General features: G+C 54.4%; 24 protein-coding genes. 2 read left to right on the forward strand and 22 right to left on the reverse strand.

Annotated elements, in window-relative coordinates; translation table 11 throughout:
- Nucleotides 1-93 precede the first annotated feature (93 nt).
- From N655_RS0101380 to N655_RS0101440, 12 genes are all read right to left on the reverse strand, one after another.
- A complete protein-coding gene (locus N655_RS0101380; RefSeq protein WP_026441555.1) occupies nt 94-399 on the reverse strand; it encodes a hypothetical protein in 306 nt (101 codons plus the stop codon).
- A 61-nt stretch (nt 400-460) separates the two neighbouring features.
- On the reverse strand, nt 461-802 hold the full coding sequence (locus N655_RS0101385) for a hypothetical protein (RefSeq protein WP_026441556.1): 342 nt from the start codon (nt 800-802) through the stop codon (nt 461-463).
- A gap of 81 nt (nt 803-883) precedes the next feature.
- Nucleotides 884-1213: a hypothetical protein gene (locus N655_RS0101390; protein ID WP_026441557.1), complete on the reverse strand. Its 330-nt coding sequence runs from the start codon at nt 1211-1213 to the stop codon at nt 884-886.
- A gap of 63 nt (nt 1214-1276) precedes the next feature.
- Nucleotides 1277-1507, reverse strand: coding sequence for a hypothetical protein (locus N655_RS0101395; RefSeq protein ID WP_155987459.1), 231 nt, complete (start codon nt 1505-1507; stop codon nt 1277-1279).
- A gap of 116 nt (nt 1508-1623) precedes the next feature.
- Nucleotides 1624-2460, reverse strand: coding sequence for an LPD29 domain-containing protein (locus tag N655_RS16690; RefSeq protein ID WP_049961183.1), 837 nt, complete (start codon nt 2458-2460; stop codon nt 1624-1626).
- A 108-nt stretch (nt 2461-2568) separates the two neighbouring features.
- Entirely contained in the window at nt 2569-2787 is a 219-nt protein-coding gene (locus tag N655_RS0101405; protein ID WP_026441559.1) for a hypothetical protein, read from the reverse strand.
- A gap of 219 nt (nt 2788-3006) precedes the next feature.
- The gene (locus N655_RS0101410; protein WP_026441560.1) at nt 3007-3984 is read right to left on the reverse strand and encodes an ArdC family protein; all 978 of its coding nucleotides are present in this window, start codon (nt 3982-3984) and stop codon (nt 3007-3009) included.
- Between the two features lie 277 nt (nt 3985-4261).
- Nucleotides 4262-5209: a TOTE conflict system archaeo-eukaryotic primase domain-containing protein gene (locus tag N655_RS0101415; RefSeq protein WP_162173468.1), complete on the reverse strand. Its 948-nt coding sequence runs from the start codon at nt 5207-5209 to the stop codon at nt 4262-4264.
- Nucleotides 5210-5274: 65 nt separating this feature from the next.
- Nucleotides 5275-5556, reverse strand: coding sequence for a hypothetical protein (locus tag N655_RS0101420; protein ID WP_026441562.1), 282 nt, complete (start codon nt 5554-5556; stop codon nt 5275-5277).
- A 33-nt stretch (nt 5557-5589) separates the two neighbouring features.
- On the reverse strand, nt 5590-6219 hold the full coding sequence (locus N655_RS0101425) for a hypothetical protein (protein WP_026441563.1): 630 nt from the start codon (nt 6217-6219) through the stop codon (nt 5590-5592).
- A gap of 615 nt (nt 6220-6834) precedes the next feature.
- Complete coding sequence (locus N655_RS0101435) at nt 6835-7083, reverse strand: hypothetical protein (RefSeq protein ID WP_026441565.1); 249 nt, start codon at nt 7081-7083, stop codon at nt 6835-6837.
- Nucleotides 7084-7116: 33 nt separating this feature from the next.
- Entirely contained in the window at nt 7117-7518 is a 402-nt protein-coding gene (locus tag N655_RS0101440; protein ID WP_026441566.1) for a GNAT family N-acetyltransferase, read from the reverse strand.
- Between the two features lie 74 nt (nt 7519-7592).
- On the opposite strand from N655_RS0101440, the gene N655_RS0101445 reads away from it, so the two are divergent.
- Nucleotides 7593-8849, forward strand: a complete 1257-nt coding sequence (locus N655_RS0101445; protein ID WP_202900303.1) for an ATP-binding protein — start codon at nt 7593-7595, stop codon at nt 8847-8849.
- Nucleotides 8850-8894: 45 nt separating this feature from the next.
- Here the strand turns inward: N655_RS0101445 and N655_RS0101450 are convergent, their stop codons facing one another.
- The 4 genes from N655_RS0101450 to N655_RS0101470 all read right to left on the reverse strand — a co-directional run bounded on the left by N655_RS0101450 (nt 8895) and on the right by N655_RS0101470 (nt 11430).
- The gene (locus N655_RS0101450) at nt 8895-9614 is read right to left on the reverse strand and encodes a hypothetical protein (protein WP_044933782.1); all 720 of its coding nucleotides are present in this window, start codon (nt 9612-9614) and stop codon (nt 8895-8897) included.
- A gap of 3 nt (nt 9615-9617) precedes the next feature.
- Complete coding sequence (locus N655_RS0101455) at nt 9618-10016, reverse strand: hypothetical protein (protein WP_155987461.1); 399 nt, start codon at nt 10014-10016, stop codon at nt 9618-9620.
- A 158-nt stretch (nt 10017-10174) separates the two neighbouring features.
- Entirely contained in the window at nt 10175-10444 is a 270-nt protein-coding gene (locus N655_RS20435; protein WP_155987462.1) for a hypothetical protein, read from the reverse strand.
- Nucleotides 10445-10995: 551 nt separating this feature from the next.
- Entirely contained in the window at nt 10996-11430 is a 435-nt protein-coding gene (locus N655_RS0101470; RefSeq protein WP_026441570.1) for a hypothetical protein, read from the reverse strand.
- 417 nt (nt 11431-11847) lie between these two features.
- Between N655_RS0101470 and N655_RS0101480 the strand changes: the two genes are divergently transcribed.
- Nucleotides 11848-13767 (forward strand): DEAD/DEAH box helicase, encoded by a 1920-nt coding sequence (locus N655_RS0101480; RefSeq protein WP_026441572.1) that lies wholly within the window; start codon nt 11848-11850, stop codon nt 13765-13767.
- Nucleotides 13768-15502: 1735 nt separating this feature from the next.
- Here N655_RS0101480 and N655_RS0101490 read toward each other — a convergent pair.
- The 6 genes from N655_RS0101490 to N655_RS0101515 are packed head-to-tail and all read right to left on the reverse strand — an operon-like array spanning nt 15503 to nt 20852.
- A complete protein-coding gene (locus N655_RS0101490) occupies nt 15503-16360 on the reverse strand; it encodes a replication-relaxation family protein (protein ID WP_155987464.1) in 858 nt (285 codons plus the stop codon).
- Nucleotides 16357-16893, reverse strand: a complete 537-nt coding sequence (locus N655_RS0101495) for a hypothetical protein (protein WP_162173469.1) — start codon at nt 16891-16893, stop codon at nt 16357-16359. Before N655_RS0101495 ends, N655_RS0101490 begins: the two co-directional genes overlap by 4 nt.
- Nucleotides 16894-16934: 41 nt before the next feature.
- Complete coding sequence (locus N655_RS0101500; RefSeq protein ID WP_026441576.1) at nt 16935-17759, reverse strand: hypothetical protein; 825 nt, start codon at nt 17757-17759, stop codon at nt 16935-16937.
- On the reverse strand, nt 17756-19522 hold the full coding sequence (locus N655_RS0101505; protein ID WP_026441577.1) for a type IV secretory system conjugative DNA transfer family protein: 1767 nt from the start codon (nt 19520-19522) through the stop codon (nt 17756-17758). Before N655_RS0101505 ends, N655_RS0101500 begins: the two co-directional genes overlap by 4 nt.
- The gene (locus N655_RS0101510) at nt 19523-20017 is read right to left on the reverse strand and encodes a hypothetical protein (protein WP_155987465.1); all 495 of its coding nucleotides are present in this window, start codon (nt 20015-20017) and stop codon (nt 19523-19525) included.
- Entirely contained in the window at nt 20004-20852 is an 849-nt protein-coding gene (locus tag N655_RS0101515) for a TrbG/VirB9 family P-type conjugative transfer protein (RefSeq protein ID WP_026441579.1), read from the reverse strand. Before N655_RS0101515 ends, N655_RS0101510 begins: the two co-directional genes overlap by 14 nt.
- Nucleotides 20853-20938 lie beyond the last annotated feature (86 nt).

Genomic DNA, 20938 nt, shown 5'->3' on the forward strand with positions numbered 1-20938 from the left:
TTCCGCTTGACATCGGTATAACGGGATCCTTACGGCAGGCAAAGATACACTGCGCGATTTTTTAGGAAGGTTTGCTCTGCAAATGATGTGTGCTCAGCGAGGCAGAGCGCTGCTAAGCCGAGTTACGGTCCAGTGATAACGTCCCGCGATCTGGATGGCATACTCATCGGCTTCCGCGGAAAAGGCAAAATCTCCCACGCAAACCGCTGTACCATCCATGTGCCGGACATATACTGAGAAGAACTCAGGAGTGTCGTCGTTCACTGCGACATCCATTTCAGACAAGAAGGACACACCATGCACTTCAACGGATGAATAATCCGTTGGCTGGTGAATTACCTCTGAACAATAACCGCCAAAACAAGCAGTGTCCATCATCGGCAAATCTGATGTTGCCATCTCAAAACCTCGATTGCCAGCGACATGCTCTCAACGTGCTCGCAAGCTGAGAGCATGGGGATTAAAACGCCAGGAAAGGTTGCGTCGCCAGAGTGCGCACCATCTGGGCAAATTTTGCAGGATCGCGTCGGTGCTCGCTGCCGAGCTGGCGGTTGTAGCCAGACCGTTTGCCGTCCCATTGCCGAATGATGGTGTAGTCGCGTGCGACGATGGCCTCGACTACCGGCTTGCCGTCCTGGGTAATCTTTACCCAGGTTTCGCCCCAAACGGCGATACCGCCAGCGCAGAAATGAGAACTGAACTGGAAACCAGGCAGCTGTTTGGCCGCCTCGCGAATGAATGCTTCGCAGGCACGCCTGTGAGACTTCTTCTTGTTGGAATCGTAACAATAGGTGATTTGCATGTGTTTCTCCGGCATTTGTGACCCGGTGCGCGGCAAGCCCCGCCGTTCAGGCCGGGGAGGATGTCAATGTAAGAAGTGAGATCAGAAGGCTGCGTTCAAGGCCATCTGCAACTCAGCAAGAATGCGTTGCGGGTCTGGGAATTTCTCTTTCAGCTTGTGATAGGCTTCCAGTTCCGTTTTTCCCCACACATAGAGGCCGTGGGTGCTTTGCACGGCATCGTTGGCAGTGTGGATGTTTCGCTGCACAGCCCGCTCACAAAGAAAGGCAATGGTTCCCCGCTTGCCGCGGAAGGCGCCACCGACGCTGATATATTTTTCGGAATCATTTCGAAAGAAGATCTCGCGGCGCTTTTCACTGTGGAGGATGCCATCGGCATAGCGGTAACGAGTGGAAAGCCAACGTTTGTCCATATTCGGTAAAAAGAAAAAGCCCGCTAGGGAAAGCGGGCTGGAGGTAACACTTAAGGATTGAGTTTAGGAGACGCGCTTTTCCAGCGAATCGATGCGGCCCTTGATCTCGCCGGTCAAGCCGTGAAAGTATCGGAGCTCCGCATCCACAGCGTCGAAGCGGGCATTGATCTCATCCCTGAACTTGTCAAAGCGGGTATTGATCTCGGCTCGCAAGTCCTTTATATCGGCGCGGTTCAGTAGAATGCCGAACAGGATGACGAGAGTCGGAAGACCCACTGTGATGATATCGTGCATAGAGTCACTCACCATTAGTATACCGTTTGTTAAAATCAACTACTCTTTATCATGGAACTTCCACCAGTGTAACTGCTGATCGTATCTCCACCGGTGTTCCAAATTATGGAACTCCATCACTGCATCTCCGTCGTTGCTAGCGCAGACTCCAAGTTATCGAGATGGTCGTGAACATGTTGATATAAGATCCCATCGTCGCACTCGATATAAGCGGAACCATCGTAGCGCCGTTTTACCTCGACCAAAGGGTGGTTAAGTCTCGCGCAGACGAGTGATACAGCCCGCTCCATCGCCTGGACCGAATAATGCCGCTCCTCGAAGACATATTGGACACCACCGAAGACCGTGGTCCACGGACTCTGCTGGTACTGATACATGTCTTCCATGGCGTCGAAGTAGCCGCTTTTGTATTTCCTCGTAATCGCCCTTACTTGCGCCATGGACGGTCCGTCCGTCCATTTTACTCGCACAGCGTCCCATCCGTGCTTGGTAACTGAAAACTTGGTGCCTGGGAAAGCGGCCTTCAGTTCCCGCCGGATATTGAGAGCAACTAATGTGCTGCAGCGCGGCCCGTCTGTCGTTACAGTCTGCAGATAGTGATACTCCGGGTTATTCCGGAGTGCTGCAACGTCAGCGTCAAACTTCTCTTTCCGGCTCTTTTCCTCCTCCGCTTTCCGGGACTTCTCCCGTTCAGCAAATGTCAACATCTGCTGGAGTTCCTCTGCGCTGGCAACCTCATCAAGGATCCTCCACTGGACACCGTGAAGAATGCTTTCGGGAATCTTTTGGGAAATGCTTCCATCCGTATACACGACATCGAAGTAAGCACCTCCGCCGAAGCAAATGGCGCCAGTGTGGATGGTGTTAGGAGACTGAGTTCCATGGATCGCATAGACGGCGCCATGGCGGCCTCCATGAATAAGGCTGTAGATCTTCTGTCCAATTTGGATCATCCAATTGCGCGGGAGACCTCGGCCTTTAGGCCGTGGAGGGATAGCACGGCGGCGCAAGCCACCCCTGTTCCCGCTCCTCCTTTCTGCAAAGCTATCTTCGTTAAGGAACTAGGTTGTCTCGTCGATATCCAAACATTGCAAAGCGATCCGCTGTGCGATCACAAATTCCATCGCCTCTTGCAGGGCTTGCTGTTCCGTCCTGCAGAAGCTCACGCCCAATGTCTGGTTTGCGCTCGTATCTCGACAGATGACACGGTGGCCACCGCCTTCTGAAGGCTCAATCTTGGCATCCAGACCGTATTCAGCATTAATCATGTATAGCGTCATTACTTTGCTCCAGGTCTATGTCTATAAGGCGATATAGGCCGCCTCAAAGAGGAAGCCTATATCGCAAATTCCAGCCTTGCACTCGGGGGAAGACCGAGTGCGCGTTTGATGTTATCTGCGGAACAGTTGTGCCAGCAGCGGTAGAGAGTGGAGGGTGAAAGATACAGAGCGGGGGCTGGTAGCCACCAGCCCGCTCAAGGATGCGAAGCATGGTCTGCATCAGGCCACCTCCGCGATGGGTTCCGGCACGGATGAGGGCGTGTCCTGTCTGCCAGAGGACTCCGCGCGGATGGCTCCGAGAATGACGGCGGAGGTCCGCTGCACCACTTCAAGGCTTTCGGCCAATAGCGCCGCATTGCCCGCGTACATCTGGATGTAGTCAGACGATGCACGGCCCATCTCAAGGCCGATGGCCTGTCCCACAATGAAAGCCACGGCCTCGGCCTCTGTCTCCCGCACCGTGGCGGTGGTCATCGTGCGGCGTTCGCTCTTGTGCAGAAGCTCGTGCGCGACTTCATGCACCAGTGTCACGAACTCTTCGGCCTTCGACTGGCCCGGTAGCAAGGCAATCTTTCCACCGTAGCTCACGCCAAGCGCGGGCGCGATGTTCTCGTTGTATTCAAGGGCGATATTCTGCTGGGCCAGAAAGGCAATGAGTCCATCCCAGTGGCTGCCCACATCGCCGGTAACGTTGTGCTTGAACTCGGGCAGGTCTGCGCCTTCGGTCTGCGCCACGTCGAATACATACACGGTGCGAAAGCCAAGCAGAACCGGGCGCGGCTTCTTATCCGTCTCCTGCTCGTCGCCGTCCTTCCTGCGCCGATGGCCGACAATCGGGGCGAGAATCTGGATACCCTTCTCGCCTTTCTTGACGAACCGGCCCAACTCCTTCCACGTCGAAAAACCGGCGACGCGGGTCGCGGTTGGCCGCTGCCGCGCGATAGCGAGAATGTTCCCGAAGGAATAGGAATGGAAGCGGGCCATTGCGGCGAGGTAGGCGGTCAGTGTCTCGCTCTTGCCTGCTTCAAGCTGCTGGAGCAGGAAATCCACGGCCTGCTGGATGAGTTGCTGCGTGGGGTTGTCCCGTTGCGTGTTGCGCTTCTGGTAGGGCGATTCGCTCGGGTTGCGGAGTGCCGCATTGTTCCTGTCCGGCGCGATGCTCAGACTGGTTGCTGCGTTGGTGTTCGCGTATGGCATAACGATGTCCCTTGAGATGGATTGGCCCGTTTTCGGCCCTGATGGGCTAAAAAGAGACATTCGGTTCATGACTGGCGAAAAAGCGCAGCGAGGCGCTGTCCATCCCCGAAGCCCGCAGGGGCGCGGAGCTGCACAAGTGGGATGGACAGAAGGAGGCTGAGCGGAGCTTAGAGTTCGCCGGGAACCGAATGTTGAACAGCAAGATCAGCCGAAGGCTGCACCGCAATGCAATCAGCCGTTCAGTATTCCGAGGGGAGCAGGATGGAGTTGAGGAAGCCTATATGGCAAATTCCAGCCTTGTACTCGGGGGAAGACCGAGTGCGCGTTTGATTTCATCTGCGGAACAGTTGTGCCAGCAGCGGTAGAGAGTGGGCTTGTTTCGATTGACTGAGAGGTGCCTTTCTCTCCCTCGGTCACAGACTGGACAGGATGCCAGGTAGTTCTTTCCTGATTTGCGGGCGTTCTCCAGCCGCACAACTACGGTGTGGCCAGAGGTTGCGATGGCTGGCCTATAAGAGCTTACCTCGGTCTCCAGTGACTTGATGCCTGCCGTAAGCCGCTCAAGATGCACCTTGGGAACACGCTGCGCACGCAGTAAAAAGTCGATCTGCTCCTCGATCGTAGGGCCAGCGCCGGTAAACCAGAACCGCTGCATACATCCGCGATGGATTCCGCAAGGCAGGCGAATGGCATTGCCGAACTCTCCCGGCTCCACCCTGTCCTGTTTTGGGAACACTTCGATACCATCGGTATTGCCGTGCGTTTTCACTGCCACTCCGAGCGCTTTCGCCTTATGGAGCACATAGAGGCGACACAGAGAAGCTGGCGTCGGTTCTTCAAGAAAGATCCAGAGGTGGCCGCCGCGGCGAGACGCCTCCTGATATGACGCTATGCCATCAGCAGCAAAACCATCGCGCAGCCGATCCAGGTCTGCAACGGCGTTAAGATGGTCGGCATCGATTGCGATCCATTTGCAGGTCTGTGTGCCTGGCTGGACGGCGTACACAGCGATCGTGATCTTCCCTGCCAAGTGCTGCCGCAGCGTGGATAACGTAAGCGGAAGCGGATCCTTTGAGCCACTCCGCCTGGGCACGAAATAGTAGTGTTTGCCGGATTTATGTCCAGGGTATTGGCTTTGCTGAAGATAAGCTCGACGGTGCACGAAGATCTCCCAGAAGTGGGCCGCCTGCCGATCGGTAACCATCACAAGCTCAGGTGTGTGCATTGAAACCTCGCAAATGGGACCCGCGACTAAAGTCGCGGGCCGAGTCAATGTGTTGCCGCAGGTGTTCAGAAAGCGATGTACCGGTCCATGTCTTCTGGAGCAGCCGGACGGCTGCTGACAAAATATCCGATCCGGTTCGCGAAGTACTTTCCAGCCTTGATGAACCACTCACCATCGCAGTCGATGAGTGTCCAGACACGCTGCGGGTCTGCTGTGCGTACGACGGCTAGCTCTTTCTCTGTCGTCTCGAAGAGAGTGCCGTTGCAGCCGTAATCATGGAACGGATTCTGCACTGGCTGATATTTGCTGAACCATGAGTCGTAAGTGAGGCGCTGTCGAATTGCCATTATGGATTTCCTCGCTGTCCTGAGAGTGGTGGTTTACGGTTTCAAGCTGCCGACGAGCTGGCGCAGAGCCGCCATCCGGGCTTTGTGATTTCCCATCTTCCTGGCTTTCGATAGAGTCGCAGCGTATCGCTGCCCCTCCATATATATTTGGTAGTCCTGGGCGCTAAGGAACTCACCGGCCTTCCTTCGGGCAAACACGGTCTGATATCGCTTTGTCCAGGCTTCTTTGGCTTCTTTGTAATGCTGCCGGTATTCTTCGGCGGCTCCTCGTGTTACTGCCGGTACCGCCAGCAAAGGCAATGCATCCTCCCTCACCACGACTTTCACCAGCAGGTGTGTGCCGTGATTCTTCCCGCCACAGATGCAGTCGCATTGTGGGCCTTTTGCGCTGGTGCAGCGACCATCGCAAGGACTACGGTGCTCTTCCCGCAGCAGAAGAGAGGTGTTTTCTACCCGGCCGAGATACATGACTTCGCCCTCACAGGCAGCGCAAATGGCATAATGCGGCCTACCAAGTTTGTCGTAGGTAGGGGGGATATGCGAGTCTGTAACGGCTATCGTGAGGCAGTCCCGGCAGCGGTAATAATAGCGGCCATCCATGCCCGTGCCGACATCTGAAGAAAATGGCAGACAATTGGTCTCTGCCACTATGGAAGCAATCATATTTCCTCCACGCTTAGGCAGGTTCTATCGATCTTTTCGGGATGTTTGTGAAAGAGCGGCAGCAGCGGCGTTGCGGCCAGAGGAAAACTTTTCTCCGCGAATCTGTGAAGTGGACTGCCACATCACAGGCGGCTTCCGGAGCCGCCTGTGTCTCAGACAGCAACAGAAACAGCCCCGCACGTCGCGCATCGACGATTAAGTCCATGTCCACACGCCTCTCCGTACAGCAAGGCGCGTTGCCCAGGATCCGTGCCGGTCGAAAACCGGGCCGCCTTTGGGATGGTGTCTGGGCTCCAACACACTGCCGGAAGCACCACAATCGCATGCCGGCTCTCGTGAGAACAGGTCAACGAGGTGCTTTCTTTGCAAAAGAAACGCCACGAGCAGGGCGTGAAGAAGCTCGGCTACGTCGGCTGTGCAAGGAACTCACGGCTTGGCCCAACGGTGCGCGCACTGCCTTTGGCGCGCGGGCTTTGTGGTCAAATTCATCCCATCCCTGGCGCGCAGCAAGTTCCACATCCGCGACAAATTCCTCGAAGGTGCGGTCATCGGTCGGCTCGGCATCGAGCAACTCCAGTCCGACGTACTGATGCCAGCAATGGTCTTGTGGACCGATCACAAATTTGCCGGGAGCGGGGTCGGCGGGAAGGGAAGCGGTGTTGTCGGGTCATAATCGGCGTCCGCTGACCAGAGAAATACCTCCGGCACCTTGATCTGCGTCGCAATAAAGTACGCTCCATCTTCGAGTGCCTTGATGAAGCGCGCGGTTTCATCCGGCGTGATGGCGCCTGCAAAGACCACTCGGCCCCAGTTCTTGTTATTACCGCTATCACGATAAAGATATTCAAAAGCAGTGTTCTGCATGGTATGGACCTCCTCTAGGAAAGCCCGCTGTGCTCACAATTCCGCAAGCATCAACAGCGGGGGATTGTCATGCTCGGCCTCGTTTACCGGAAAGACCTTGAATCCAAGCGATTCAAAGAACGCTCTGCGGGCATCGACCATTCCTGAACCGTCATCGTTGACGATCTCTGCCAGGGCGGATCTTGCTCCGAGTTTCTTTGCCTGAACCATAAAGCTGCGAACGAGTTTCGTTCCATTGCCGCGGCGCCTGAGTACCGGAGGGACGATGACAAGATCGATCACCGCAAACGGATCGTGGGGAATGTCGATGAACATCTCTTCGGCGTATTCTGCCGGGGTCAGCAGCTTGCCCGAGATGTGGCCGCGATCCCGGTTGATGGCAATGAGGTTGGTCAGCTTCTTTGATTTTTTCATCAGGCCAAGAAAAGTTCCCACAGTGATTTTCTCAACTTACGATCTTCCAAAACGGTGGATAATCATCCACTAGATGGTTGATTATCCACCAGGAAATGGACGATTATAGAGCCATGTTTCGTCGCAATCTCATAGGCCAGCTCATAGAGGCCCTCGCGGATACACCTGCCGTTCTCGTCAATGGCGCTCGTCAGACCGGAAAGAGCACGCTGGTCCAATCCAAGGAAGTAGTGAAAGATGGCCGCCACTACATTACCTTCGACGACCCAGGAGTGTTGGCCGCTGCTCGCAGTGACCCGAATGGTTTCCTTGCTGGCTTGCCGCTTCCGGTCACGCTCGACGAAATCCAACACGTCCCAGAGCTTTTTCCGGTGGTCAAGGCTGCCATAGACCGCCGGCGCCATCCCGGTCAGTTCCTACTCACCGGATCGGCGAATGTCATGCTGCTGCCGAAAATATCGGAGTCGCTCGCCGGACGCATGGAGATTCTTACGCTCTGGCCATTCTCCCAAGGCGAGATGAAGAACCACCAGGAGAGCTTTGTTGATTCTTTGTTTTCTCCCAAGCCAGTGAACTGGTCGGGCAAATTCCAAAAGCTCGAAGGGGAAGCCTTGCTGGAACACCTCGTTGCCGGAGGATACCCTCCGGCGGTCGCCAGGCATAGCCCCTCACGGCGCGATGCCTGGTTTCATTCCTACATCATGACGATGCTGCAACGAGACATCCGGGACCTTGCCAATATCGCAGATTCAACCGCCATCCCACGGTTGCTCTCCGTTGTGGCCACCCGCGCTGGAAGCCTCCTCAATTTTGCTGACCTTTCGCGCACGATGGGATTGCCGCAGACAACGCTGAAGCGTTACTTTGCCCTACTGGAGGGAACGTTTCTCGTGCAATTGCTGCGTCCCTGGACTCGGAACCTTGGGAAGCGTGTAATTCAGACTCCCAAGGTTTACCTCAATGACAGCGGACTGCTTGCGTATAGTCTTGGAGCCACCGTGGACCGCCTGAAAGCAGAAGGGCCCCTGACCGGTGCGGTACTGGAAAACTTCGTCATGATGGAATTGCGCAAACAGTGCGCCTGGAGCACTGCCCGGCCCGAGATGTTTTTCTGGCGAACAACCTCCGGGGCGGAGGTGGACTTTGTCCTGGAAGACCGTGCGGGAAAGGTAGTCGGATTGGAAGTCAAGGCTTCCGCAACCCTCGGCAGCCAAGATGCTCGCGGCCTTCGTGAACTGGCAGACACCGTTGGAAAGAACTGGTTGCGTGGCGTTGTTCTCTATGCAGGCAGAGAAGTCATACCGTTTGCTTCCAACCTGCACGGTATCCCCATGACAGCACTGTGGGCGTGACAGAGATTTTTGGCATCCTGCTCTCCCTAACGGGAGAGGAGGATGTCATATTTCCTCCATTGGAAGATTTCGCAGCCGTGTCTGTGAGGACGCTAACTCTAGGAATGGAACAGTGCCGAGGATCTTTAAGGAGCCGATGTGCGCCGCCCTCTCACTCGATACAATAATGCGCAGTGCCAAAGATGGTTTGTCCAGCGCGATTGCCGAAGCAATCTTATGAAAAAACTCGCTGTATTCGTATGCGTCCAGCGATTCTACGGTTGAGCCGAGTGCCTCGTTGAAGTCCTCAATTGAGATCTCTTGCGCAACCATCCAGAACTTGCGAACCTCTGCTGCAAGATAAGGATCACCTCCACCAACGGTCCCGTTCATCAAAGCTTCTCGAATTGAATCCTCATCGGGGACGAGGTTCACCGTCTCAGGAGAGGACACCTCAAACACCACACCATCTTCATCATGGCAAATTGCAAATGCCTGCGCCAGCTCAAGGCTCGAAGTGATATACACCGCGTCCGGACGCGGTGCCAACCACTCGTCGTACAGAGAAAGCATGCCAGGTCGCAGACAACCATCCGCCAGGATGTCCTTGGCGTGAACAGCCGAGGTCCCGTGATACCAACGCCATCTGTCAACTATCAATTCAAGGATCTCCAAAAAGAGGGCCCCGCTCGGGCTTCTAGCGCAAGCAAGGTAATCCGGTGCAACGGCACCGCTTAGGCAGGTTTTATCGATCTTTTCGGGATGTTGCGGCCAACGGGCTGCCACATCTCAGGCGGCTTGGGGAGCCGCCTGTGTCTCAGACAGCAACAGAAACAGCCCCGCACGTCGCGCATCGACGATTAAGTCCATGTCCACACGCCTCTCCGTACAGCAAGGCACGTTTGTAGCTTCCTGCTTGAGCCGAGCAATGAGCTGCTCGGCGGTGGCGATTTGTCCGCGGTCCAACTCTTTCCGTACCAGCCCAAGAATCCTGTCCAGCTTCTGTTGATACTGTTTGCCCAGGCTCCTGAAGAGCCCGTGCCGGACCGCAGCCTCAAACAGATTCTCCGAGGCAATCCCTAACTGTGTGGAGGCATCATGGAGATAGGCTGTAAGCTGTCCCCCGCACTGGATAGACCCAGCGAAGATCCGCAGTTTAGCGTCTTGAAGAATGTCGTCGATACTCACGAAGATCTCCTTGTTTTGGGAATGGGAGGACACGTCGGTGCGCGGCCAGCGTGATTTGCCTGAGCCGGAACCGGATAAAGGAATAAAGGCTAACGGTAACGAAGCTTGCGCTGAACCACACCAAGGCAATGACGAATAAGCGATGCATACGAATCTCTCTAAGAAGGATCGTGAACGCGCCTGACATAGGCTCTTCGGTAAAGCCATATACCCAGGCTGCCCAACCCGGCTGCGGTGTATAGGAGAACCATGCTTCCTGATATCAGGACCATGGCATGGATCCATGACTGGTAAAGAGCCAAACGTTGCTCGACTGACAAGTGAGCAGAAAGAAAGATGGGGACCAATGTCACTGTGCTCGCCACCAGCACGCACAGAACAATACCATTGATCCACCAGACGATGCGGAAGATAGAACGTATGGACATGGCTCAATACATTGTGGAAATTATCCGGCTTAGGAACGATCGGCGTTCTGGAACCGGGGCCATCAGAGCGCGCCGCCACTCCTGATGTGACACCCGAAAGCTGAAATCATTGCGCGGATATCGGCTTGTGGTGCGCCGGTAGATAAGGAAGTGTCTGGTATGAATGGGGACTCCTCCCTCATAGATCTGGAGCACGCAGGGGACATCGCAATCGCGAGTAAACAGGCGGTCCTCAAAGCAGCACCGCATCAGGTACCGAAGTACTCTTAAGTTATCGTGGTCGAAGGCAGGGGGCACAGCCGCGGAATAGTAGTATTCCTGGTCGTACACGACCAGCACTTTCTGTGCCAGGTGTGGTTTTGGCTTGTCCCCGGCAACCCACTTGAGACGGGGCCCCCGGAAACGCCGCGCGGAGGAGAACTCTACAGCAGATGGAAAGCGTTGCATTACAAACTCCAATAGTGTGAAATGGAACACTAAACTGCCTTAGGTTTTGTACCCCTATATACGGCTGTTCCTTTCCCGGACTTTCCATCTGCTGCATAGTTTTTTTACGCTGCCACACCTTGGTGAAAGGGACGGCGTGCCGTGCCTCGCGATCTCCTCGTAAAGTTGCTGGCGGCCTCCGTTGCTTTACGTTTTGGCTTGGCCGGTGCGTCCAGCAAATCTTGAAGATCGTACGAGGTCACCACAATGTCAAACCACGAGACATTGAAGGTTGCTTGTCTCTCGAAATCGAGCAAATAGAAGAATTTGGAGTTCCGGTGCCAGAAATAGAACGCTCCAGAGTTCGGGTCTCCAGGCACCGTCGTCAGAAGGAGAATTCCATTCCTTCCGAAAGCCACGCGGGACGCCACTGCTTCGGTCTGCTGCACGAAGGCGGCAAGGACCTGCCACGGTTTGGCTTTAGCCCCAACATGATGAAGCTCGTTTTGATGGAACAGCCGGTACATCTGCAGTTTGCCGAACGGTTGATATCCGAGCATCTCTTCCTCCTATTTCATAGATTCTTTCGTCCTCGGATGAGGACGGCACAGGTTGTGAAACGCGCGAAACGAGATGATCCAGCCTCCGGCTGCGAGAAGGACGAAGACGGCAGCCAGAGGATCACCAGAAAAGAACCGAATCGCCAGTGGAACTGCGAGCGCGATCCCAGCCACGCCTCCCCCCAGCAGAAGAACGTACATCGTAAGCCAAAAAGGACTGCCGCTAAACATCGTGCTTTGTCTCCAGGATCACAACGGAAGTTACAGTCGCCGCTGAATTGGGAGGCTCAGCGGCGGAAGCCTTAAGGAAAGGAAAGATGGGTGTGAAAGTGCCGGTCCAGAGGAAGAGGACCGGGCGAAGAAGACACGTAGTATCTCTACGGAGGAAGAGCCTTAAAAGCTAGACTCCACATATATATGGTTGCGGAACGAAATGAGACCGCAGAAGAGCTGCTGCGCAGGCTTCACCCGTATCAGTACACAGCCCTTCAGGAGGCGCTGGACGCATGGAAGAGCGGCATCCGGCGCCAATTGGTAGTACTGCCCACCGGCACAGGGAAAACCGTCCTTTTTGCGGTCCTCCCTCTTTTCTTTCAATTTCGCAAACGGGTACTTGTATTGGTCCATCGCGACACTTTGGCCGAACAAGCCAGAGATACGATTCGCGAATGGAACCCGTACGCAGGTCCGGTGGGAATTGAAATGGGGAACAAATACCGTTCAAGGAATGAGAGGATTGTGGTCGCCTCTGTCCAGACGATTGGTAAGTTTGCCATGTCTGAAAGCCAAGGTTCCAGGAGCTTTCATGTGTCCAAGCGGCTACTGAAGTTCCACCCGGATGAATTCGACGCGGTGATTGTGGACGAGTGTCATCACGCAGTCGCCTCCGGATATAAAAACATCCTTCGGTATTTCGGCTTTCTGGACGACAGCTTCGCGAAGGTTCAGCCTGGACCGAACAGGATCTTGTTCGGCGTGACAGCGACACCAAAGCGCCTTGACAAAAGAAGCCTATACGAGGTGTTTGACCTGAATGCGTTTGAATATCCCATCGAGGAAGCCATCCGGGAGGGCTGGCTTGTGAATCCCCGTTGTTTCCGGATTCGGACCTCAGTACGACTGGACGACAGCGACCTGAACAGTGAAGACCTCGAAAAATTGTCTAGGAAGGTAAACATTCCGGCACGCAACCAGCTGATCGTGCAGGAATGGCTATCCAAAGCCAACGACCGAAAGACGGTATGCTTTGCCGTGGACGTACAACACGCGGTCGATCTAGCCCTCTGCTTTCGGAATGCTGGTGTGAAGGCGACCGCTGTCTGGGGAGATGACCCTGACCGAGACCGGAAGCTGAAAGATTTCAAACGCGGCCGGTACCAGGTCATTTGTAATTGCGAAATCTTAACGGAAGGTTACGACGACCGATCGGTCTCGGCCATTATCCTCGCCCGCCCCACAGAATCGGAGTCACTCTTCAAGCAGATGATTGGCCGCGGCACCCGTCTTGAGCCTGGTGTCATCAACATCCTGCAATGGGATGCGTATGGTCGTCCGGTGAGTAAGCGAGACTGCATCATCCTAGAAGTGCTAGATGCTTACAGCACAGAGCACAGTTTGGCTATGACTTTCAGCGAGGCGTTTGATCTGCCAGCGGAGCTAGATCTGAATGGAGCAGGGTTACTTGAGGTCCGGGACACCATCAATCACCTCAAACCTTGCCTCCAGTACACAGAAAGATCCTCTTCTCCAGCACAGGCCCCGCTGGAACAGGTAAAAAACCTGAACGAGTTGCACCAGATCCTGGCTGAAAAGCTTCACGTAACAGTGGAAGAAATAGACCTTTTTCGAGTGAAGTTCGACACCAATGTGTTGCTTCACTCTCAGCTTGCGTGGCATCGTATCGGGCACGAGAACTATGTGCTCGTACTTCCGTATCAGATGGGATACATCCGACTTTGGAGAAACCATCGCGGAGTAATCATGATCGACGGCAGTAAGCTCCAGGAATGGCACCGATTTGTGTTATCGCGGCAAACTCCACGGGAGCATTTTGGCCATGGCTTTCGGGCAGCAGACGAAGAGGTGTTGCAGCGCTTTGGCCGGAAAATCTTCGACATTTGCAGGCGTGACATACAATCCGATGCCTGGAAGTCGTTACCAGCCAGTCCAGCTACCATGCTGCGCCTGAAACATATCTGTGCCAAGCACGGAATCCCGCTTCCTGAAACGATCACCAGAGGTGAAGCGTGCCTATTGATGACGAAGATGATTGCTGACTCCATCTCCGAACCGCCCCCCACAGGACAGCAGAGCACAGTTCTTAAGGAAACGGTTTAACGGAATCGACCCTGGCTTCGCCCCCCCCACTGTTAGCCAGCACACAAATTCAATCGCCCAAGACAAAGTGCAGTGACAGGACGCAAATCCGGAAGCACGGCTGCACTCGGCGTGCAGAACGATGCCAGAAGAAGTCGCAGATCTGCGTCACAAAACAGCCAGGGAAAAACACACTGGGATGCCAGCAAGGGCAAGACAAAGTGCAGTGACAGGACACAAATCCGGAAGCACGGCTGCACTCGGCGTGCAGAACGATGCCAGAAGAAGTCACAGATCTGCGTCACAAAACAGCCAGGGAAAAATACACTGGGATGCCAGCAAGGGCAAGACAAAGTGCAGTGACAGGACACAAATCCGGAAGCACGGCTGCACTCGGCGTGCAGAACGATGCCAGAAGAAGTCACAGATCTGCGTCACAAAACAGCCAGGGAAAAATACACTGGGATGCCAGCAAGGGCAAGACAAAGTGCAGTGACAGGACACAAATCCGGAAGCACGGCTGCACTCGGCGTGCAGAACGATGCCAGAGGAAGTCACAGATCTGCGTCACAAAACAGCCAGGGGAAAATACACTGGGATGCCAGCAAGGGCAAGACAAAGTGCAGTGACAGGACGCAAATCCGGAAGCACGGCTGCACTCGGCGTGCAGAACGATGCCAGAGGAAGTCACAGATCTGCGTCACAAAACAGCCAGGGAAAAATACACTGGGATGCCAGCAAGGGCAAGACAAAGTGCAGTGACAGGACACAAATCCGGAAGCACGGCTGCACTCGGCGTGCAGAACGATGCCAGAAGAAGTCACAGATCTGCGTCACAAAACAGCCAGGGAAAAATACACTGGGATGCCAGCAAGGGCAAGACAAAGTGCAGTGACAGGACACAAATCCGGAAGCACGGCTGCACTCGGCGTGCAGAACGATGCCAGAGGAAGTCACAGATCTGCGTCACAAAACAGCCAGGGGAAAATACACTGGGATGCCAGCAAGGGCAAGACAAAGTGCAGTGACAGGACACAAATCCGGAAGCACGGCTGCACTCGGCGTGCAGAACGATGCCAGAGGAAGTCACAGATCTGCGTCACAAAACAGCCAGGGAAAAATACACTGGGATGCCAGCAAGGGCAAGACAAAGTGCAGTGACAGGACGCAAATCCGGAAGCACGGCTGCACTCGGCGTGCAGAACGATGCCAGAGGAAGTCACAGATCTGCGAGAGAGAAGCCACAAAAGAAGGCAGTGCCACAGAACTCAGCTGTGGAGGCAAAACTGAAAAAGTGGCAAAAAATGGGGTTTGACAGCCACCGCGTCCCATTGGCAAATCGCGTAAGTATCTGATTATTCATTCAGTTACGCAAACACTACAAAAAACGCTAGTCACCATTGATGTCACCATTGATGTCGCCATTGATGGCTGGAAGCCGCTTGGCATACATGGGATGGACAGATGGAGATAAGCTATTTAAAATCAGCAGCTTAACCAGACGGTACTATGGTGCTTTCTAAGTCGCCATTGATGTCGCCATTGATGTCACCATTGATGTACGGATGCCGTCTAGGTGCAATCCAATGTTGCGATTGTGCAAGTGATTGATAGTAAGAGAGATAGGAACAGTCACCAATTGATTCACGGTTGGAAATCCATATTCGATGGAGGAAAATTCACAAAAAAATGGCGTTTAGATGCTCTATTGAAGAACCTCTAAACGCCAGGAATTGCGGAGGAGAAAAGCAGAATCTTATCGCGGTGGAAGGAAACTCACAGGGTAGCGCGTGCTCGGGATTTGGCCAGCTTCGCGCAATGCCGCGCTCAAGGATGCAACTTCCAGTCCCTTTTCCGTCCAACGTCTCACGCGCACGGCGGAGTGGTCGTGCGACAAAAAGTGATCTCTCGTCACCAGACAAAAGCGCTGACTCGGGACCGTACTTGCCTCCATGATCGGTCCAATCCAACCTTCAGAGTCTACGATCATGACCACCAATTGCACGTAAGGATCTTTCACATAACTGCTGAATGCCTCTCGGTAGCGCGCCCGATTTCTCAAAGTATGTTCATACTCGATGGCCAGAGTGACGGTGTGATGATCAACCTGAAGCTCCGTCACGGCGTCATAGTCCTTTGCAAAACCGTCCTGGCGGCGGGCTTGGTTTTCCGCTTGCACCATCAAGTCTGTGAGCCAATACGAAACCGGATAGGCATGATGGATTTTGAGCATAATCTCGTTGAGTACGATGTAGTGGGGAATACCGGCAACACCGGTGGTGGGATCTGCGTTAATGCCCAGTCCGCATCCCCACTTTTCAAGAACTGCGTGCCCATCTGCCGTAAGAAAGTAAACCAGGTTGGAACCTGGGAGGACACTACGAGAGACGGATAGGTACCCCATATAGACCAGCCGCTTCAACGAACCGTACACATGCTTTATGTGTAGGGCTTTCATTCCACGGTATGGAAGAATCCGATGCATCTGCCGCGCCGTCACAAACCCACAGTCACGGATGCTGGCCAAAATCTTGAGATCGTTTCTGGCAAAACGCATTTCTTTGATAATGCGTCCATTGCTGGTAACTTGTTTGTTAGCCAATACCGGGGTCAAGATAGGTCCTCCAACTCTTCGCACATAGGGTCGATTTCAATCCTTGGTCTACCGCTTCTGAAACGGACCAAACACTGCCAGAATCCCTGGGAAGTACGGAACCAGGAGCGGTCCTGTACCAGAAGCAAGAGCTCCTGATATCCGCCTTTGCCTCCACTGGCTGCGATCAGCCGGGCGGTTGTGGCTTTCCACTTCCCTTCCCGGTCTACCCTGCCGTACTCACTGGAGCGGATACAGAGCAGAAAGGCGTCGATCCGTGCCCACTTTTTTGCCGGGCAGATCATCCGGATCCGGTTCTCTCCTGTGTGAAGTGTTTCAATGCCCTGGGTATAACAACGCACACCAAGCAGGTCTTTCGGCGTTCCAACCCAAGGGAAATTGTTGGCCTCAAAGCGTACAGAACCCGGAAAGGTCCAGCGCCGCCTGAATTGGCTAGATACGCCTTCTCCGGGAACAATATGTCGGCTGCGCGGAACTCCTGTAGTGTTGATCCAGGCAGAGCGTCCATCAGGGTGATTTTTGCGGAACCACATGGATCCGAATCCTGCGAGATATACGATCATCGCTTTCCTTGTTATTGTTCGTAGCGGGCGAGCCGCTCCTCAAGTTGGTTGATCCTTTGCCTCTGGTTCTCGATCTTCTGTTTCATCGAATTTATGTACAGCATCACGGCCCTCGGCACCTTATATTCGGTCCGGTTGATCGTGATCCGCACCAAGTCACCCGTTGGCTGTTGCGGCGCTGTTAAAGAATGTCCATCTTCCGAAGGCAGGCTTTTGTCGGTTTCCTCTTCTGTTCCGCTCTCCGTCTGACGGTCTTCTCCAGGAAGCAACGGGGTCTTGTCTATCGCATTGCGAACTTGATTCTCCTCTTCTAATTGGGCCCTGAACTGCAACTCACGCTTAAGCTGGTCCAGTTTACCGACCAGATCGTTATGGCGTTTGATGGCATCGCTGGCGCGGCGAAGAATATAGGTGCGTTCATTGAGAAAGAGCAGCGCGGCCCCCGCGAAAGCCTCCCGCATATTGCGCATCCGGATGCGGCGGTAGATGTATTCGAACAGCAGCAGCAGGAAGGAGCCTCCGAAGACGACAGCCGCCCAGAACTCGACGCTTCGCACCGTCACCAGAAACACGTCTTTGTGCCATTCGTCCATTTCGTGTCCGTAGTCAGTCCCGGATGGATTCAGCCATTGTTTGATCCCGCCTGGCGGCGTGCGATACAGGTGGTGGCCGGCCAGCGGGTCATACGACAGCCGGGCGTCCGGACGTACTGATGAAGGATTCGGGTGAAGATGGGCAGCCCTTACATGTGTTCCGGGTGGAGCATCCTGTCCGTATAAAGTCCCTGCTGCAAGCAGCGCTAGGCACAGAAACATGTGGATAACATTCTTTCTCATGATCTCCGGCGCCTCCGTCCACCTTTGTCCTCAGGCGTGCGTTCCAGGCTGATCCGCAAAGCGGTCTGTGCTTCCTCAGAGACAGAAAACTCGGGCAGCAGAGGTAAGCATTTCTCAAATCCCTTGTGCAGGAAGTACTCTACCGGCTTCCGCACATGAATGTGTTTCTTGACAATGCCAAGTCTGCTGTCTGCGAGAAGAGCGATCATCTGCCCTTTCGGCAATTCCTTAAGCTCCCAGTCCTTCACCCGCGTCTCATATTCCTCATGCCGGGTACCTCTGCCAACGTCTTCGTATCCGAGACCTTCAAGCGGTCCGGCTTTGGCAATCTGGTAGGAAATTTTCTCCGTCGGTCGGGAACTGGATGCTGCCATGAAGTTTTGTGCGGTGTCATCTTCGCTGATCCGCATCATGAATTTGCAGTTCGTACCCGTGGCGATATCCTCGGCAAGCGTCGTTCCTACTTGCCCAGCCAGCTGCTTCATGTTTTGAAACGAAAAAATAAAGCAGGCATTCGCCTGACGCGCAGTATGGATAATGTTGCCAAAACCCGGATAAGCAAACAGGCCAAACTCGTCCATCACCACGGAGACAAACTCGTGTCGTTGATTCATCTCATAGCGGTCGTACCGGCTGGCGATCTGCGACTGTAGATCACGCAAGAGGATACGACCGAATGCCCGAAGAGGCTGGCTGTCCGGGCCGCCCAGGTTCATGGGAACGAGCAGGATCTGTTTCTTCGCAAGTACGTCTTCGATGGTAACCAAGTTTTCCGTGGCCCCTGTAATCTCCAGTAGCGACGGCCCGACAAATGGCATCAAGCTATTGAGCAGTCCCCGGATCTTTACCAGCCAGTCAGATTCCGAATAAATCCCGATAAGGTTCATCGCATCGGTTTCAAACTGGCTTTTCTGTGCCAAGTGCGGGTTTTCTCTGAACTTGTTACGCACCGCAAGGATAATGTCGGACACCGTGTCAGGTTGTTGTGCAGCCGTTAGTATGGATTGGAAGGTGAGTGTTTTGCCGGTGGCGGCCAGGACGTTGCATAGCGATTGGAGAAAGGACCGCTGGTGCTCGGCAAAAAACTCATCTTTGGAATTGGCTGCGCTGAGCGATTCAAAAACAATTCCGGCCCGGTTTCCCAAAACGCCATCCCGGGAGTAAAACGGGTTGTATCGGTGGGAACCAGACGGGTTCGAGGGGTCTATGATCCGCACGTCCTCCGCCCGTCCGGCTGCAATCGCGGCAGCCCAAAGGCGCAGGACGAACCCCTTCTCTCCCTTGCCGTCCAGGAAAATAACTGTTTTTCCGCGCTTGATGTCCTGTTCAAGAATGTTGTACAGCAGGGTGGACTTCCCGGCGCCGCTCATCCCCGGCAATGCCGTCTGCAGCGCGCGCTGCTCATCGGTCCAATATACCGGGGTGCCATCGTTCTCGTATCCAAGCAGCGTACTGTTCTGCTGTGCAGCAAGTTCCAAATACTTTCGGTCTAGGTCCTCCGAGACCAGAACGCGCGGCTTAGGCCACTGCTTTTCCAGAATCTCTTTTCGCTTGAGGAGTCGGGTTATGGCTTGCAGCAAGAGATGAAAGCAGAGAAGCAAGAGGATCACGACCTCAGAGATCTGCACGGGCCTTAGAGCATAGACCCATTTCAGGATGGCAATCGCTCCTGCGATCACGAGCAGTCCCATCCACATAAATTGCAGCACGGCATCGTGTTCCTGCTGGCCAGGAACTGTCTGGTTGTGGAACGCCTTCCCCATCTATTTTGCTCCGTACCAATATCCGTAACCCAGGACGATCAGCAGCATCAGCAGGCCTACCAAGGCCAAGTCTGTGAGAAGGGGGTGAAACAGCTGCAGCAAATTCCCCTGTTTCGGCTCGGATGGGTCCACAAGTTTCATGGGGTTCAGGTCCGCAGGGGCGGCCTTGTCGCGGAACCAGCGCAGAAGCAAATGCATCCTTCTGTATTCCTGCGACTGGCTAAGCATGTCTTCAATGTCGGCATCCACCGCAGTGCGCACATACTCTGGGGCCTGGTGCAGCCGTTGTCGAAACTTTGCGGAATGGTCGTTGATATACGCAACAAATTGCTGCGCCTTGTGTTTTGTCCACCACAATGGTTCGTGGTCCTCGCTCTCCGTGCCGTTCATCGCCCTAGGAATGGCGTCGCACTCCGGCGACGTGATCCCGTCGGCGGCCAGCACCATGCTTTCCCAACTTACATCGGTGTCGGTAGCAAGTTCAGAAGATGGCATTGGCACTTACCTCGATACCGTCATCGGACGGAAATAGAAACCGGAAGATAGCAGGGGTGACAGCGGGTTTTTGCATAGCAATCACAAACTCTGTTGCTTGATCAGGTCCCAGATCCAGCCTCTCGATGCTCGCGGTACGCACCTCGATTTTGGTCTGCTGGTAAGCTCGGAACTTGCGGAAGTCCTTTTCCGATAGCTGGCGATCCATATGGCTGTAAGCCATGTTGATGCCAAACGCGGGATCGATCTTCCACACGCGCGGCGGCTCCAGCCGGTAACCATGGTTCCCGTTATTGATCACAGAAAAGCGCACAAAATAGGTTTCGGCATCCTGGCCTACAAGGGAGAGCCTGACGTTGATGCCTTTGGCAAGTTTCCGGACCGCACGCCCGTCAATGGCTTTCATGCTCATCAGCAAGCGCGTATTGATCTGATCACTTTGTTTCTGTATCTCCTCATCGATGACTGTCTTCTGTTGCTGCGCCGATGCTTTTGCCATGTCATATTCACGGATCATTAAGGCTTCGGCGGAAAAATCCCCAGCCGGGGAAATCTCATAGTTGTACACTTTGTTTTCGGTGAAGACCGCCATATTGGTGCGGATGCCTGGCTTCAGTGGTTTCACCAATACATAACGGTCGTGATATTGCACCTGGATGTCAGCAGGTCCCCTGCCGACAGCCACGTTCACCACAGTCGCATCGGGGGGCAGCACCACGGTGGAGAAATGGTCGAGTGCTGTCGGCACCTTCTCCACTTGCATTTGTGCGCCGGCTGGGGCCAGTCCAGCCGCTATGATGAGGAACAGCCAAAGGCTCGTGGCAAAATGTTTCATCGGAAATCCTTCACCAAATGGCCTCATCGTATCCGGTAGGGAAGGAAAACAGGAGAGCTAGTAGCGCGAAATCTTGCACTGGCCCG

This window comes from Pseudacidobacterium ailaaui, assembly GCF_000688455.1.
Classification (GTDB): domain Bacteria; phylum Acidobacteriota; class Terriglobia; order Terriglobales; family Acidobacteriaceae; genus Pseudacidobacterium; species Pseudacidobacterium ailaaui.